This window comes from Tsukamurella ocularis (assembly GCF_024807615.1).
Classification (GTDB): Bacteria; Actinomycetota; Actinomycetes; order Mycobacteriales; family Mycobacteriaceae; genus Tsukamurella; species Tsukamurella ocularis.
The window spans coordinates 45,044-58,986 of sequence record NZ_JANUCJ010000004.1; the positions used below are offsets into that span (position 1 = coordinate 45,044).

14 protein-coding genes are annotated in these 13,943 nt (G+C 71.1%); 11 read left to right on the top strand and 3 right to left on the bottom strand.

The features are described from left to right. Positions 1 to 164: 164 nt before the first annotated feature. Positions 165 to 1,325: an acyl-CoA dehydrogenase gene (locus HNP44_RS16620; RefSeq protein ID WP_259142310.1), complete on the top strand. Its 1,161-nt coding sequence runs from the start codon at positions 165 to 167 to the stop codon at positions 1,323 to 1,325. A gap of 66 nt (positions 1,326 to 1,391) precedes the next feature. Here the strand turns inward: HNP44_RS16620 and HNP44_RS16625 are convergent, their stop codons facing one another. Both HNP44_RS16625 and HNP44_RS16630 read right to left on the bottom strand, forming a co-directional pair. After that, complete coding sequence (locus HNP44_RS16625; RefSeq protein WP_259142311.1) at positions 1,392 to 2,093, bottom strand: TIGR03089 family protein; 702 nt, start codon at positions 2,091 to 2,093, stop codon at positions 1,392 to 1,394. Continuing rightward, the gene (locus HNP44_RS16630) at positions 2,081 to 3,868 is read right to left on the bottom strand and encodes an LCP family protein (protein WP_259142312.1); all 1,788 of its coding nucleotides are present in this window, start codon (positions 3,866 to 3,868) and stop codon (positions 2,081 to 2,083) included. Before HNP44_RS16630 ends, HNP44_RS16625 begins: the two co-directional genes overlap by 13 nt. Before the next feature lie 75 nt (positions 3,869 to 3,943). Here HNP44_RS16630 and rfbD point away from each other — a divergent pair, with 75 nt between their 5' ends. Genes rfbD through HNP44_RS16655 form a run of 5 tightly spaced genes read left to right on the top strand, consistent with a single transcriptional unit; the run spans position 3,944 to position 8,597 of the window. Further along, positions 3,944 to 4,852 carry a dTDP-4-dehydrorhamnose reductase gene (gene rfbD, locus HNP44_RS16635; protein ID WP_374758795.1) on the top strand — a complete coding sequence of 303 codons (909 nt, stop codon included), beginning with the start codon at positions 3,944 to 3,946 and terminating at the stop codon, positions 4,850 to 4,852. Between the two features lie 9 nt (positions 4,853 to 4,861). Then, positions 4,862 to 5,755: a glycosyltransferase family 2 protein gene (locus HNP44_RS16640; RefSeq protein ID WP_259142313.1), complete on the top strand. Its 894-nt coding sequence runs from the start codon at positions 4,862 to 4,864 to the stop codon at positions 5,753 to 5,755. 8 nt (positions 5,756 to 5,763) lie between these two features. Further along, positions 5,764 to 6,858 (top strand): sugar phosphate nucleotidyltransferase, encoded by a 1,095-nt coding sequence (locus HNP44_RS16645; RefSeq protein ID WP_374758796.1) that lies wholly within the window; start codon positions 5,764 to 5,766, stop codon positions 6,856 to 6,858. A 10-nt stretch (positions 6,859 to 6,868) separates the two neighbouring features. Then, a complete protein-coding gene (locus HNP44_RS16650) occupies positions 6,869 to 7,660 on the top strand; it encodes an SGNH/GDSL hydrolase family protein (protein WP_259142315.1) in 792 nt (263 codons plus the stop codon). A gap of 25 nt (positions 7,661 to 7,685) precedes the next feature. Next, the gene (locus HNP44_RS16655; RefSeq protein ID WP_259142316.1) at positions 7,686 to 8,597 is read left to right on the top strand and encodes an aminoglycoside phosphotransferase family protein; all 912 of its coding nucleotides are present in this window, start codon (positions 7,686 to 7,688) and stop codon (positions 8,595 to 8,597) included. A 4-nt stretch (positions 8,598 to 8,601) separates the two neighbouring features. Here HNP44_RS16655 and HNP44_RS16660 read toward each other — a convergent pair whose 3' ends face one another. Next, on the bottom strand, positions 8,602 to 9,255 hold the full coding sequence (locus HNP44_RS16660; protein ID WP_259142317.1) for an O-methyltransferase: 654 nt from the start codon (positions 9,253 to 9,255) through the stop codon (positions 8,602 to 8,604). A gap of 242 nt (positions 9,256 to 9,497) precedes the next feature. On the opposite strand from HNP44_RS16660, the gene sigE reads away from it, so the two are divergent. The 5 genes from sigE (at position 9,498) to HNP44_RS16685 (ending at position 13,841) form a co-directional block, all read left to right on the top strand. Beyond that, positions 9,498 to 10,151 (top strand): RNA polymerase sigma factor SigE, encoded by a 654-nt coding sequence (gene sigE / locus HNP44_RS16665; protein WP_259142318.1) that lies wholly within the window; start codon positions 9,498 to 9,500, stop codon positions 10,149 to 10,151. A 118-nt stretch (positions 10,152 to 10,269) separates the two neighbouring features. Continuing rightward, on the top strand, positions 10,270 to 10,650 hold the full coding sequence (locus HNP44_RS16670; RefSeq protein ID WP_259142319.1) for an RNA polymerase subunit sigma-70: 381 nt from the start codon (positions 10,270 to 10,272) through the stop codon (positions 10,648 to 10,650). A 73-nt stretch (positions 10,651 to 10,723) separates the two neighbouring features. After that, entirely contained in the window at positions 10,724 to 12,133 is a 1,410-nt protein-coding gene (locus tag HNP44_RS16675; RefSeq protein ID WP_259142320.1) for a S1C family serine protease, read from the top strand. A gap of 59 nt (positions 12,134 to 12,192) precedes the next feature. Next, positions 12,193 to 12,693 carry a Sec-independent protein translocase protein TatB gene (gene tatB / locus HNP44_RS16680; RefSeq protein ID WP_259142321.1) on the top strand — a complete coding sequence of 167 codons (501 nt, stop codon included), beginning with the start codon at positions 12,193 to 12,195 and terminating at the stop codon, positions 12,691 to 12,693. Positions 12,694 to 12,923: 230 nt separating this feature from the next. Continuing rightward, a complete protein-coding gene (locus tag HNP44_RS16685; RefSeq protein WP_259142323.1) occupies positions 12,924 to 13,841 on the top strand; it encodes a hypothetical protein in 918 nt (305 codons plus the stop codon). The last annotated feature ends 102 nt before the right edge of the window (positions 13,842 to 13,943 follow it).

The following is a 13,943-nucleotide window of genomic DNA, read 5'->3' on the forward strand; positions in this document are numbered from 1 at the left end:
CGTCGCCGGCGTCGTACACCGCGTTTTCACCCGCCTGCCGCGCTGAGCGATTGTTCCCGGAACAAGCGGGCGATCGAATGTTGGTTACGTGCGACTAACTGACCGTGGGACCGGCATGGATACAATCACGGCGGACCTAACACGTAGACGCTGATGGAGGCCTCATGGCTGGCAACCCCGACTTCGACCTGTTCCAGCTCCCCGAGGAGCACGAGGAACTGCGCGCCGCCATCCGGGCGCTCGCCGAGCGCGACATCGCGCCGCACGCCAAGGACGTCGACGAGAAGGAGCGGTTCCCGCAGGAGGCGCTCGACGCGCTGGTCGCCAGCGGTTTCAACGCCATCCACGTGCCCGAGGAGTACGAGGGCCAGGGGGCGGACTCCGTCGCCACCTGCATCGTCATCGAGGAGGTCGCCCGCGTCTGCGGCAGCTCCTCGCTGATCCCCGCCGTGAACAAGCTCGGCACCATGGGCCTGATCCTCAACGGCTCCGAGGAGCTCAAGCAGCATGTGCTCCCGTCGCTCGCCAACGGTGAGGCCATGGCCTCCTACGCCCTCTCCGAGCGCGAAGCCGGCTCCGACGCCGCGTCGATGCGCACCCGCGCCCGCAAGGACGGCGACGAGTGGGTGCTCAACGGCTCCAAGTGCTGGATCACCAACGGCGGCAAGTCCACCTGGTACACGGTCATGGCCGTCACCGACCCCGAGAAGGGCGCCAACGGCATCAGCTCCTTCATCGTCCACAAGGACGATCCCGGCTTCTCCGTCACCGGCTACGAGCACAAGCTGGGCATCAAGGGCAGCCCCACCGCCGAGCTGGCCTTCGAGGAGTGCCGCATCCCCGCGATGCGCATGATCGGCGACGAGGGCACCGGCTTCAAGACCGCGCTGCAGACCCTGGACCACACCCGCCCGACCATCGGTGCGCAGGCCGTCGGCATCGCCCAGGGCGCGCTCGATGTCGCGATCGAATACATCAAGGACCGCAAGCAGTTCGGCAAGTCCGTCTCCGAGTTCCAGGGCGTCCAGTTCATGGTCGCCGACATGGCGATGCGCCTCGAGGCCGCCCGCCTCATGGTCTACACCGCGGCCGCCCGCGCCGAGCGCGGCGAGAAGAACCTCGGCTTCATCAGCTCCGCGTCGAAGTGCTTCGCCTCCGACGTCGCGATGGACGTCACCACCGATGCCGTGCAGCTGCTCGGCGGCGCCGGCTACACCCGCGACTTCCCGGTCGAGCGCATGATGCGCGACGCCAAGATCACCCAGATCTACGAGGGCACCAACCAGGTGCAGCGCATGGTCATGTCGCGCCAGCTGCTGCGCTGATATCGGCAGTACGCGCACTCCACCCTGGCGGGGCGCATCGTCGTCGACGTGCAGCAGTGGCTCGGGTCAGGCGACGCGGGCGGTGGCCTTCTCGGTCGCGAACTTGTCCGCGAGCTTCGCCGCGTCCGGGTGCGCGACGTGGATGACGGAGGCCGGGGCCGCGAAGGGTGCGAGCAGGCCGTCGTAGAGGTCGTCGACGGTGCGCCACTCCCGCGTGGAGAGCACCCGGTCGCCCGCGGCGTACCCGGCGGAGGCCGCGAGGGCCGTCGAGCGGGCCAGCACGATCTCCGCGTCGTCGCCGGCCAGGGCGGTGCCGGCGCCGCCCGGCGTGAAGGCATCGGGGTGCACGCGCACCTCGGTGGTGTAGTCGTCGATGCCCGGCGGCAGGTCGGGCACGGCCAGGCCGAAGGCATCTAGGCCCACGGCGAGGATCTCGTCGCCGTCCGCCTCGTCCAGGCGGTCGGGAGCGGCGAAGGTCACGTCGCCGGACTCGCCGAAGCGGACCTCGCACCCGGCCCACCAGGCGCCGAACAGGATCCCCGCGGTCTGCCAGTGCGCCGGCATCAGCACCCCGACGGGGTCGCCCGGGCCGAGGCCGTACTGGTCGCGCAACAGGTTGCCGCACTTGGCGGCCCAGTTGCCCAGGGTGATCGCCGAGAGGCCCATGCGGGCGCCGGCGGCATCGTCGTACCAGGTGAACCGGGGCGCGGCCCCGTCGGCCTGGACGATCGGCACGAGCAGCCGGTCGGTCACGGTCAGTCCACGCACGGCACGCCCCCGTCCTGCTGGGCGGTGAAGCCCGGTCGATTGAGCAGCGAGCTGATCCGCGCCGCCTCGCTGGGGTCGAGCGCCTCGGTCATGCCCGGCGGGATCGACGTGGTCGTGGCCGCGGAGTCCGAGCCGGAGTCGCTCGACGAGCCCGGGCCGCTGTAGCCGTCTTGGATCAGCACCTTGACGTGCCCGGACTGCACCGACGTGCTCGCCACCACGGGCAGGCCGCCGAGCAGCGCGGCCACGGCCTTCGCGCCCTGGTCGTTCGCCGAGCTCGCAAGCACTGCGCTCTTCGAGCTCGAGGAGGATTCGGTGGACGAGGCGTTGCCCGTCGAGCCCTGCGCGAAGCCCTTGCCGCCGAGGAAGGACGAGACTCCGCTCGCGAGTCCCGACGTCGTCCCGGCGTTCACCACGTCCACCGTGTAGGAGGACCGGTTCACCGATGGCACCGCTGGGGAGGAGCTCGCGGTCGTCGCCTTCGGCTTGTCCGGCTTCGAGCCGCCGAGCAGGCCGGCTACGTACGCCTGCACCTGCTTGGGGTCGACGACCACGACGGACTGCTGGCCGTCGTCGCTCCAGCCGTCGTCGCGGACCACCGGCACCGTCGAGAACTTGATGTTGCCCGCGGAGAGGTTCGCCAGCTCCTTCGCGAAGCCCATGACGTCCCAGTCCTGGTCGAGGGTGACCGAGGTGGTCAACGCGTCCTGCAGCTGGCTGAGCTTACTCGGGCTGGTCAGGGTGCCCGTCGAGAGGATCTTGCTGGCCAGCGAGGCCATGAAGACCTGCTGGCGGGTGACCCGGTCGAGATCGCCTCGGGGCAGGCCGTGGCGCTGGCGCACGAAGCTCAGCGCCTGCGGGCCCTTGAGAGTCTGCTTGCCCGCCTTGAAGCGGGCGCCGGAGTACTGGTCGTTGACCGGCTTCTTCAGGCACACGTCGACGCCGCCGACCGCGTTGGTGAGGCGGGAGAAGCCGACGAGGCCGATCTCCGCGTACCGGTCGACGGAGACGCCGGTGAGGTTGGCGACGGTCTCGATGAGCGCCTTGCGACCGTCCTCGTTGCCCTTCTGCACGGCGGTCTTCTCGTCATCGCCGTTGGCGATCGCCTTGTCGCGGGTCACGTTGGCCGCGCCCGCGAAGGCGGAGTTGATCTTGCCCTTGCCCTGGTCGGGGATCGCGACGTAGGCGTCGCGGGGGATCGAGATCGCGGTGGCCGACTTCCCGTCGTTCGGGATGCGGATGAGGATGATCGTGTCGGTGTTCAGGGTGCCGTCGTCGACGCCCGCGTTGAGCCGCGCCAGCTCCTGCTTGGTGAGCGGGTTCCCCTTGGCGTCGGTCCGCGAGTCCGTGCCGACCAGCAGGATGTCCGTCGCGCCGTCGGGCTTGGCCGCGATGCTGGGGCCCCGGGAGATGTCGCCCGCGAACTGGGACCACCAGAACCACGCGACGCCCGTCACCACGAGCACGATGGCCGTGATGAGCGCGATGAGGGCCTTGCCGCTGCGCTGCAGCCGCTCGCGGGTGTCGACCGAGAGGTCGCCGGCGCGGGGCACCGGCCGGGCCCGCAGGGGCTGCGGACCGTCGCCCTCGTTCTCGGCGCGGACGCTCCTGCGCCGGCCGCGTCCCCGCGCGTCGTCACCCTGCGCGGTCGCCCGCTCGGCGGGCGCGCGCTTGGCGTCGGCGCTCCGGGAATGGCGCGCGCCGCGTCGACTGGGGCTGTCGGACACCCACCACTCCTCAACGTCGGAAAGCGGGCCGGCTGTGTCGGCCCGCATGGTCACATCCACATAACGGTACCGACTCGACGTGTGAAGACTCCGCAGACGCGGCCGTCCCGTACCGTTCGCGGTGTGGAACTGGTGATCACCGGCGCGGCCGGACAGGTGGGTTCGGCGCTGGTCGCGGGTGCCGCCTCCCGGGGAATCGCGACCCGCGCCCTGGGGCGCGATGACCTCGATGTGACTTCGCCACACTCGGTCGCCGAGCTCGAGCTGGGCCCCTCGACGGTGCTGATCAACTGCGCGGCGCACACCGCAGTGGACGCCGCGGAGATCGAGCCGGACGCCGCCGCGGCCCTCAACGCCGCCGCCCCCGGGCTGCTCGCGGCGCGGTGCGCCGCCACCGGCGCGCGACTCGTGCACGTCTCGACCGACTACGTCTTCGGCCCCGCCCCCGTGCCGCCGCGGCCGTGGGAGCCGGGCGATCCGACGGGGCCTGCGAGCGTCTACGGGCGCACCAAGCTGTCCGGCGAAGTGGCCGCCCGCGCCGCCGACCCGCGAACCGTCGTGGTGCGGACCGCGTGGGTGTACACGGGGCGCGGTGCCGGCCAGCAGGGTCGGGCTGACTGGGCACGGGACTTCGTCGGGACGATGGGGCGGCTCGCCGACGACGGCGTCGACCCGAAGGTCGTCGACGACCAGACGGGCTCGCCCACCTACGCCCCCGACCTGGCCGCGGGGCTGCTCGACCTCGCCGTCCTGCTGGACGGAGAGCCGGAGCGGCCCGGGGCCGTGCTGCACGCCGCCGGCGGTGGGACCGCCACGTGGTTCGACGTGGCCCGCGGCGTCTTCGAACGGGTCGGGGCCGATCCCTCGCGGGTGTCGCCGTGCGGCACGGCGGAGTTCCCTCGCCCCGCTCCGCGCCCCGCGTACTCGGTGCTCTCTCCCGCCTCCTGGGCCGCATGGGGGCTGACACCGCTGCCGGACTGGTGCGACGCACTGGACCGGGCGCTGGCCGCACTCGCACACCCCGCCCGGTAACCTGGCCGCGTGCCCGGAACCGACATTGCGCTGCCCACGCTCGCCGTGGTCACCGTCACCTATTCGCCGGGTGAACACCTCGAGAACTTCCTGACCAGCATCGACGGCGCCTTCTCCGGCATCGCCCCGCGGGTGCTGATGGCCGACAACGGCTCCGTCGACGGTTCCCCCGAGGCCGCCGAAGCCGCCCATCCCGAGGCGGAGCTGCTGCGCACCGGCGCGAACCTGGGCTACGGCGGCGCGATCAACTACGCCGTGGCGCGACTCGACCTGGACGCGATCGACTTCCTGCTCATCAGCAACCCGGACGTGGTCTTCGGTCCCGGCTCGATCGACGAGCTCGTCGCAGCGGCCGCCCGGCATCCCCGCGGCGGATCGTTCGGCCCCCTGATTCGCGATCCCGACGGCACCGTCTACCCCTCGGCGCGGAACGTGCCCAGCATGCGGTTCGGGATCGGGCACGCGCTGCTCGGCGCCGTCTGGAAGTCGAACCCGTGGACGCGGGCCTACCAGCAGTCGCAGGCCGAGGTCGCCGAGCGGGAGGTCGGCTGGCTCTCGGGCTCCTGTCTGCTCGTGCGGCCCGAGGCCTTCGCGGAGATCCGCGGCTTCGACGACCGCTACTTCATGTACATGGAGGACGTGGACTTCGGCGATCGGCTCGCCCGCGCCGGCTGGACCAACGTCTACGCCCCGACGGCGGAGATCGTGCACGCCAAGGGCCACGCGGCGGGGAAGGTGCCCGAGCTCATGCTCCCCGCGCACCACGCCTCCGCGTACCGGTTCTTCGCCGACCGGCACCCCGGTCCGGCGGCCGCGCCCCTGCGCGCGGCGATGAAGGTGGGGCTGGCCGCGCGCTCGCGGATCAGTGTTCTCGCGGCGACGCGGAGACGAAAAGGGGAATGATGACCTCGGTGGATCAGGACGCCGGTGTGGACCTCAGCGACGTGGAGGCCGTGATCCTGGTGGGCGGTAAGGGCACGCGCCTGCGCCCGCTCACCCTGTCGGCGCCGAAGCCGATGCTGCCCACGGCGGGCAAGCCCTTCCTCACCCACCTCCTCTCCCGCATCCGTGACGCGGGCATCCGCCGCGTGGTGCTGGGCACCTCGTTCAAGGCGGAGGTCTTCGAGGAATACTTCGGCGACGGCACCGAGCTGGGTCTCGAACTCTCGTACGTGGTGGAGACCGAGCCCCTGGGCACCGGCGGCGGCATCCGCAACGTGCTGCCCGCCCTCAAGGCCGACACCGTCCTGGTCTTCAACGGCGACGTGCTCGGCGGCTCCGACATCCGCGCCGTCGTGCAGACGCACCGCGAGAAGGACGCCGACGTCACGATGCACCTCGTGCGCGTGCCCGACCCCCGCGCCTTCGGCTGCGTGCCGACCGACGGCACCGGCCGGGTGACCGCGTTCCTGGAGAAGACGCAGGATCCGCCGACCGACCAGATCAACGCGGGCTGCTACGTCTTCAAGCGCTCCGTGATCGAGGAGATCCCCGCGGGCCGGCCGGTGTCGGTCGAGCGCGAGGTCTTCCCGGCCCTACTCAACGGCGGCAGCCGCCTCTACGGCCACGTCGACTACGGCTACTGGCGCGACATGGGCACGCCCGAGGACTTCGTCGCCGGCAGCTCCGACCTGGTGCGCGGCATCGCCCCGTCGGCCGCCCTCGACGGCGGGCGCGGCGAGTGCCTCATCCACCCCGGCGCCTCCGTGGCGCCCGGCGCGCTGGTGATCGGCGGGTCCGTCGTGGGGCGCGGTGCGGAGATCGGCGCGGGCGCCCGGCTCGACGGTGCCGTCGTCTTCGATGGGGTGCGGATCGAAGCCGGTGCGATCGTCGAGCGGTCGATCATAGGCTTCGGCGCGCACATCGGGCCGCGGGCCCGGATCCGCGAGGCCGTGATCGGCGACGGTGCCTCCGTCGGCGCCCGATGCGAGCTGCTGCACGGCGCCCGCGTCTGGCCGGGTGTCGAGCTGCCCGACGGTGGCGTGCGGTTCTCGACGGACGTATAGGGGCTTGAAGGTGGCTGACTTCCTGCGGTACGTGGCGATCGGGGACTCGTTCACCGAGGGCGTCGGCGACCCCGATCCGACGGGGACCCACGAGTACCGGGGCTGGTCGGACCGCGTCGCCGAGGTGCTGGCCTCGCGCTCCGCCGATTTCGGGTACGCGAATCTGGCGATCCGCGGCAAGAAGATGGACCAGATCATCGCCGAACAGCTGGAGCCGTGCCTGGAGTTGGCGCCGGATCTGGTGACCGTGTACGCCGGGGCGAACGACCTGATCCGCCCGTCGGTGGACGTCGACGCGGTCGTCGCCGCCTACGATGCGCTGCTGTCGCGGCTCGTGGACTCCGGCGCGACGGTGGTGGTGTGGACCGCCGCGGACACGCACGGCAGCGGGATCTTCGGCGCGCTCCGCGGCCGCTTCGCCATCTACAACGAACTGGTCCGCGAGATCGCCGCCGACCGGGGGCTGCTGCTGCTCGACTACTGGCGGATGAAGGAGTACCGCGACCTGCGGATGTGGGAGTTCGACCGCATCCACATGTCGCAGCCAGGCCACCTGCGGATGGCGATCGAGGTGCTCGACGTTCTGGGCGTGCCGCACGCGCTGGAGGTTCCGGACCTGGGGCCCGAGCCCGTGATCACCCCCGCCGAGGACCGCGAGATCAAGAAGCGCTGGCGCCGCGAGTTCGCGTATCCGTGGATCTCGCGCCGGGTGCGCGGCATCTCCACCGGCGACGGCCTGCCGCCGAAGTACCCGACGCTGCTACGGCCGGTCGGGGTGGAACAGGAGCGTTCCGCGCCCTAGTCGAGGTGCCCGCTAGCCTGGCGGCGTGGACATCCCGGCCGAGCTCGACGCGCAGCGGCGGCGCGGGCCGGACTGGGCCGGATGGCTCGATCGGTTGCCGCGTCTCGCGGACGGTGTGCTCGCAGAATGGCGGCTGGCACCGTCGGGCGAGGTGCGTGCCGGGTGTGCTTCGCTGATCGTCCCGGTCCGCGGGCCGGACGGCGAGGCCGTCCTCAAGGTCTCCTTCGACGGTGCCGAGGACACCGCGCACGAGCACCTGGCCCTGCAGTACTGGGGCGGCGACGGTGCCGTCCGCATGTTCCGGGCGGACCCCGCCCGGCGCGCGCTCCTGCTGGAGCGGCTCGCGGAGCGGGATCTCACCGAGGAGTGGGACCTCCATGCGTGCGAGATCGTCGCGGGCCTGTACGGGCGGCTGCACCGGCCGGCTCCGGGGCGGCTGCGCCCGCTCACCGGCGACGTGCGCGCGGGGCTCGACGCTCTCGAGGCGGACCGTCGGGACGTGCCGGTCCCGCCGCGGCTGGTCGACCTGGCGCTGGCCCGCGGGCGGGCGTTCGTCGACGATCCGGAATCGGTGGGGCGGATCGTCCACGGCGACCTGCACTACGGGAAGGTGCTCGCCGCGGATCGTGAGCCCTGGCTGGCCGTCGCCCCGCGCCCGATGTCGGGCGATCCGCACTACGAGGTCGCGCCGCTGCTGTGGCACCGGTGGGACGAGATGTCCGGCTATCTGCGCGAATCGATTCAGCGCCGGTTCTACACCGTGGTCGAGACGGCGGGGTTCGACGAGGACCGCGCCCGCGACTGGGTGATCGTACGGGCGATCCTCCGCGCGCACCGGGTGGTCGCGGACGCGCGGCCGGCGGGCCGCGCGCTCGGCGCCCGCGAGCGGGACCGGGTCACGCGCTGCGTCAGCGTCGCCAAGGCGGTGCAGCGGTAGCGGACTACTGCTCCGGGGGGACGAAGGCCTTCGCGGCGGCGACCAGGCCGCCGCCGAGAGGGAGAATGACCGGGAGCAGGTTCTCGTCGGCGGCGATGATGCGGGTGGCCTCGCGGGCGGCGAAGGCCTCATCGTCGTAGGCCTCCGGATCGGGGATGCGGTAGCCGGCGTCACCGAGGTTGACCACCACGACCCCGCCGGGACGCAGCAGGCGCACTGCGTCGACGACGTAGCGCGGATGGTCGACGGGCTCGCCGTCGAGGAAGATGAGGTCGTAGGCCGCGTCGGCGAGCCGAGGGAGCACGTCGAGGGCGTGGCCGTTGATGAGTCGCGTCCGGTTCGCGGCGATGCCGGCCTGCTGGAAGCCGATCTTCGCGGCGGCCTGGAACTCCTGCTCCGAGTCGATCGTGGTCAGCACCGAATCGGGACGCATGCCCGAGAGCAGCCACAGGCCGCTGATGCCGGCGCCTGTCCCCACCTCGACCACGGACTTCGCGCCGCCCGCTGCGGCCAGCACCGAGAGCAGGGCCCCCACGGACGGGGAGACGGCGTCGACGCCCAGGTCGGCGGCGCGCTCGCGGGCGGACGACATCGCCTCGTCCTCGACGATGGCGTTCTCGGCGTACGTGACGAGGGCGGATGCGGCGGAGTTGGACACGCCGCAATGGTAGCCCGTCGCCCACCGGTCACCCCGCCGTGACGCGATCGTTAGCAAAGGCGATGTATGCACAGGCAACACTCAGGGAGGAATCAGCGCTCCCACACCGCGGCAGGGAAAGGTATCGGACAGTGAAGAACGCCCGAGCTGGCCTTGCCGATCGTGGGAACAAAACGGTCACCCCGGGAGTTCTGCAGTAGTAGGAGCGCCCCGCCGTCCGGCGGAGGCACGAGGAGGAGCGCATGGCCCTGGCCCGCAAGGCCGGACCCCGGCAGGATCCGCAGCCCCAGGCTGCGTACGCGACGTTCGACGACGGACGCGCCGCCGAACCCGCGGGGACCGCCGCATTCGATGCGTCGGGCGACCGTGCTGACATGCCCACCTGGGACGAACTCGTCCGTGAGCACGCCGACCGCGTGTACCGCCTGGCCTACCGTCTCTCCGGCAATGCGCAGGACGCCGAGGACCTCACGCAGGAGACCTTCATCCGCGTCTTCCGCAGCCTGCAGAGTTACGAGCCCGGCACCTTCGAGGGCTGGCTGCACCGCATCACCACGAACCTGTTCCTCGACATGGTCCGCCGCCGCAACCGCATCCGCATGGAGGCGCTGCCGGAGGACTACGAGCGCGTACCGTCGTCCGACCCGGACCCCGGCCAGATCTACGCCGACGCCAACCTCGGTCCACAGCTGCAGAACGCGCTGGACGCGCTGGCGCCGGAGTTCCGCGCCGCCGTCGTCCTCGCCGACATCGAAGGCCTCTCGTACGAGGAGGTCGCGGCCACTCTGGGCGTGAAGCTCGGCACCGTCCGTTCGCGCATCCACCGCGGTCGCAAGTCGATCCGCGAGGCCCTGGCGAATCAGGGGCTGACCAGCAGCGCTGCGCTCGCCTACTGAGCGCCCGCCCGGCACCGTCGGGAACTCCCGAGCGACTCGGCTCGTTGTGTGAAGGAGTGCAGGTACTGTGGCGGTAGATCCGCAGTACGCCATCGGACCGAGCAGAGGAGGGGAGCGCGTGGAGCACCTCAGTGGCAGTATCAAACGCGCCTTCTCGCGCCGCCCGGGTGAGTTCTCGTCCACCGAGCACCTCGCCTACGAGGCGGTCGTCGCGTTCGTCGACGGCGAGCTGCGAATGAACGCGCACCTGCGCGCCGGCACCCACATCTCCCGGTGCGCCGTGTGCGCAGCGGAGGTCGACGCGCAGCGGCAGGTCCGCACCGCGTTACGCGAATCCGGGGAGATCACCGTGCCGCACCGCCTCCTGGGCCAGCTGTCCCAGATCCCCACCGATTGCCACACGGGCCGTCCGCCGTTCGACGGCTTCCCGACGTTCACGCCCGAGACCTCGCGACGCGACGAACGCGACAAGCGCGGCCGGCGGCGGAACGCTCGGTAGATTCGACTCCGTGACCTCCGAACCCGACACTCGGCGTCCGCGCCTGGAGCCGCGCCCCACGTACCGTCCCTCGGTGTCCGAGGGAGAACAGGTCGTCTTCGGCAGGCCGGACGGGGTCGACGGTGCCTTCGCGCCCGAGTCCGTCCGCAGCGCCACCAGCGCTCGCGGGCCGCAGCCGCGGGCCGCCGCCCCCGATCCGGTGCTCACGGAGGCCTTCTCCCGGCCTCCGGGCGCCACGGAAGCGTTGCAGCGTGACCCCTATGCGGGCCCTCTTGTGCCCGATCCGGAGCCCGAGCCCGAGGATCCGTGGCGTGATACCGACTCGCTCGCCGGGATCGGTGAGCCCGGCGTCCCGGCGCCGCCGCAGGCGGTCGCACAGCCCGATCCGGAGCGGCTCGGCGTCCGCGACGTCCTCTTCGGGCGGCGCGTCTCCTTCCGCGCACTCGCGGTCCTCGGGGTGCTCGCCCTGGTCATCGGCCTGCTCGGCGGCGCCATCGGGCGGATCACCGGCACCACCGTGCAGCAGCTCACCGACTCGAGGGTCAGCCTGCAGGTCGATGACGCGAAGGTGCCTGACGAGGGCGCGTACGCCGAACTCGCCGCCAAGGTCGCGGCGAGCGTCGTCACGATCGAGGTGACCACCAAGACGTCGGGCTCTCTGGGGTCGGGTTCCGTCGTGGATGCCAAGGGCGGCTACATCATGACGAACAATCACGTGATCGATACCGCCAAGCAGAATAAGGACGCAAAGGTCGAGGTGATCTTCTCGAGTGGTCAAAGGGTCCCGGCGAAGCTCGTTGGATCGGATCCCGGTACCGATCTCGCGGTGGTCCAGGTCGCGGTCGACGGACTTCAGCAGATCACGCTCGGGGATTCGGACCAGTTGGTTCCGGGGCAGCAGGTCGTCGCAATAGGGTCGCCCGAGGGGCTCCGCCAGACGGTGACCACGGGTGTGGTGTCCGCCATTCACCGGCCCGTACAGGGCCCGTCCGAAGCGGCGACTGCGCCGTCGGCATTCGACTCGGTACAGACTGACGCCGCGATCAATCACGGCAATTCCGGCGGCCCCCTCATCGATCTCAAGGGACGCCAGATCGGTGTCAACACACTCGGGATCGCACCCGGCGGCGGCTCCATCGGACTGAATTTCGCGATCGCCTCCAACGTCGCCAGGCCGATCGTTGAGGCCATCATCCGTGGGGAGAAGATCACGCACGCGGATCTCGGGATCAACGGTCGCGAGGTGAGCAACGATTCGGCGTCCGGAGTCGGAGTGGAGAACGTCAAGCGGGGAAGCGCAGCCGAGAAGGCCGGCATCCGCGAAGGTGACGTGGTCACCAAGGTCGGCGATAAGGAGATCGTCGACTACGCGTCGCTGGTGGTCTACATCCGCGCGGTCGGCGTCGGCAAGGAGACGACGGTGACCGTCGTCCGCGATGGCCGGCAGGTGCCGATCAAGGTCACGCCCGAGCCGCTGAGCTGAGCGGCTGAGCGGGCCGCCGCGAGGTGCATCGGCTCCTGAGCTTCCCGTAGCATGGCGGGGTGTTCTCGAATCTCGGTATGGGGGAGATCCTCATGCTGGTCGTCGTGGGTCTGGTGATCCTGGGGCCGGAGCGACTCCCGGGCGCAGTCAACTGGTTCTTCACGGCGCTGCGGCAGGTGCGCGACTACGCCACCGGAGCGACGCAGCAGCTCAAGGACGAAATGGGTGGCGATTTCGATTCGATCCGTGAACCGCTGCAGCAGATCCAGAACCTGCGTGGCATGACGCCGACGGCCATCGTCACCAAGCATCTGCTGAACGGCGACGACTCCGTGATCCGCGAGATGAGCGACCAGGTGCGCTCCACCGCCGATGCGCTGAACCTCCGCAAGGCGGTCGACGCGGCCGCGCCCATCGCCCCCGTCGCCTCGCTGGACACGACGCCCTCGCTGGAGCAGGCGCAGCCCGTGGTCCCAGCCGGCCCGACGCCCACCATGCCGCGGATGCACAAGCCGCTGGCCCCCGAAGAGCGCCCGCCCTTCGACGTCGACGCTACGTAGCTCGCCGCTTCTGCGCATCGGACGCGAATCCGCGCACATTGCGCGGCCCTCCGCGCACGCGGCGCTGCTGTGCGTACGCCGCACGTGCGCACAGCCGCTCGGGGTGCGCGGGAACAACCTGCGCACGCAGCGCATGCGCCTCTGTGGAAAACCGGGGATCTGTGGATGAACCGCAGCCTCTGCCGGGCGCGACCGGCGGCTGTGCCGCACCGTCGTGGTCGACTACCGGCATGGGGAGAATTCTGACCCGTGCGCATCTGATCGCGACGGGGTGGACCAGCGACATGATCACCGCAGCGGTGCGCGGCGGCCGCCTGACCAGACTGACGACGGCGATGTACGGCGTCCCGGTGGAGGAGGCGGCCTGGGCGGCGTATCGGACCAAGGTTCTTGCGTTCGCCCACAACTGGAATGGCGTGGTCAGCCACGAGAGTGCCGCGGCGCTGCACGACATCCCGTTCTTGCAGCCGACCCGCCGCACGATCCACTTCACCGTAGATCGGGAGGGAGGCGGATGCGTCCGTGGCGACGTTCATGTCCATGCCCGTCCGCTCTCGCCCGAGGATGTCACCATCATCGACGGTGTCCGCGTCACCAGCCGCCGCCGCACGGCCCTCGACGTCGCCCTGCTCCGCAATCTTGAGCGCGGCGTCTGTGCGGTCGACGCGGTGCGCCTGCGGCGGCGCTACCCGGTGCCGAGCGACCCCGAGCCCGTCTCTCTCGCTGATCTGAGGGAAGGGCTGGCGACCCTCGGTCGGCGCCGTGGGGCCGCGAGCGCTCGTCGCGCGATCGAGCTGTCGGTGGATTGCAGCGAGTCGGCCGGGGAGTCGCTGTCGCGGATGCGGATGCTCACCTGGGGGCTGCCGGCCCCGGCGCTCCAGACCGAACACGTGCTGGACGGGACGTTGCACTTCACGGACTTCGAATGGGGCACGCTCGTCGGGGAGTTCGACGGCCGCGGCAAGTACGGCGACGACGGCGACGAGGTCGACGACGCGCTCGAGCGGGAGAAGGCGCGTCAGGAGTTGCTCGAGCGGGCGGGATTCGAGGTGGTCCGCTGGCGGTGGCGCGCCCTCAACACCGAGGGGGCGCTCCGACAGCTGCTGGTGCCCGCGCTGGAGCGGCACGGCTTCCGGGTGGCCGCGTGACCTCGGTCCCGCGCACTTCCAATGGATCCGGGTACCGCTCGCGGTCATTCGCGCATCCGGCGCTGCTGTGCGTACGCGGCACGTGCGCACAGCCGTGGCGGA

What these genes read in the sequence shown, in the direction of transcription:
- HNP44_RS16620 (WP_259142310.1), top strand. Translation starts at nt 165, where the DNA reads ATGGCTGGCAACCCCGACTTCGACCTGTTCCAGCTCCCCGAGGAGCAC.
- HNP44_RS16630 (WP_259142312.1), bottom strand. Translation starts at nt 3,868, where the DNA reads ATGCGGGCCGACACAGCCGGCCCGCTTTCCGACGTTGAGGAGTGGTGG.
- sigE (WP_259142318.1), top strand. Translation starts at nt 9,498, where the DNA reads ATGGCCCTGGCCCGCAAGGCCGGACCCCGGCAGGATCCGCAGCCCCAG.
- HNP44_RS16685 (WP_259142323.1), top strand. Translation starts at nt 12,924, where the DNA reads ATGGGGAGAATTCTGACCCGTGCGCATCTGATCGCGACGGGGTGGACC.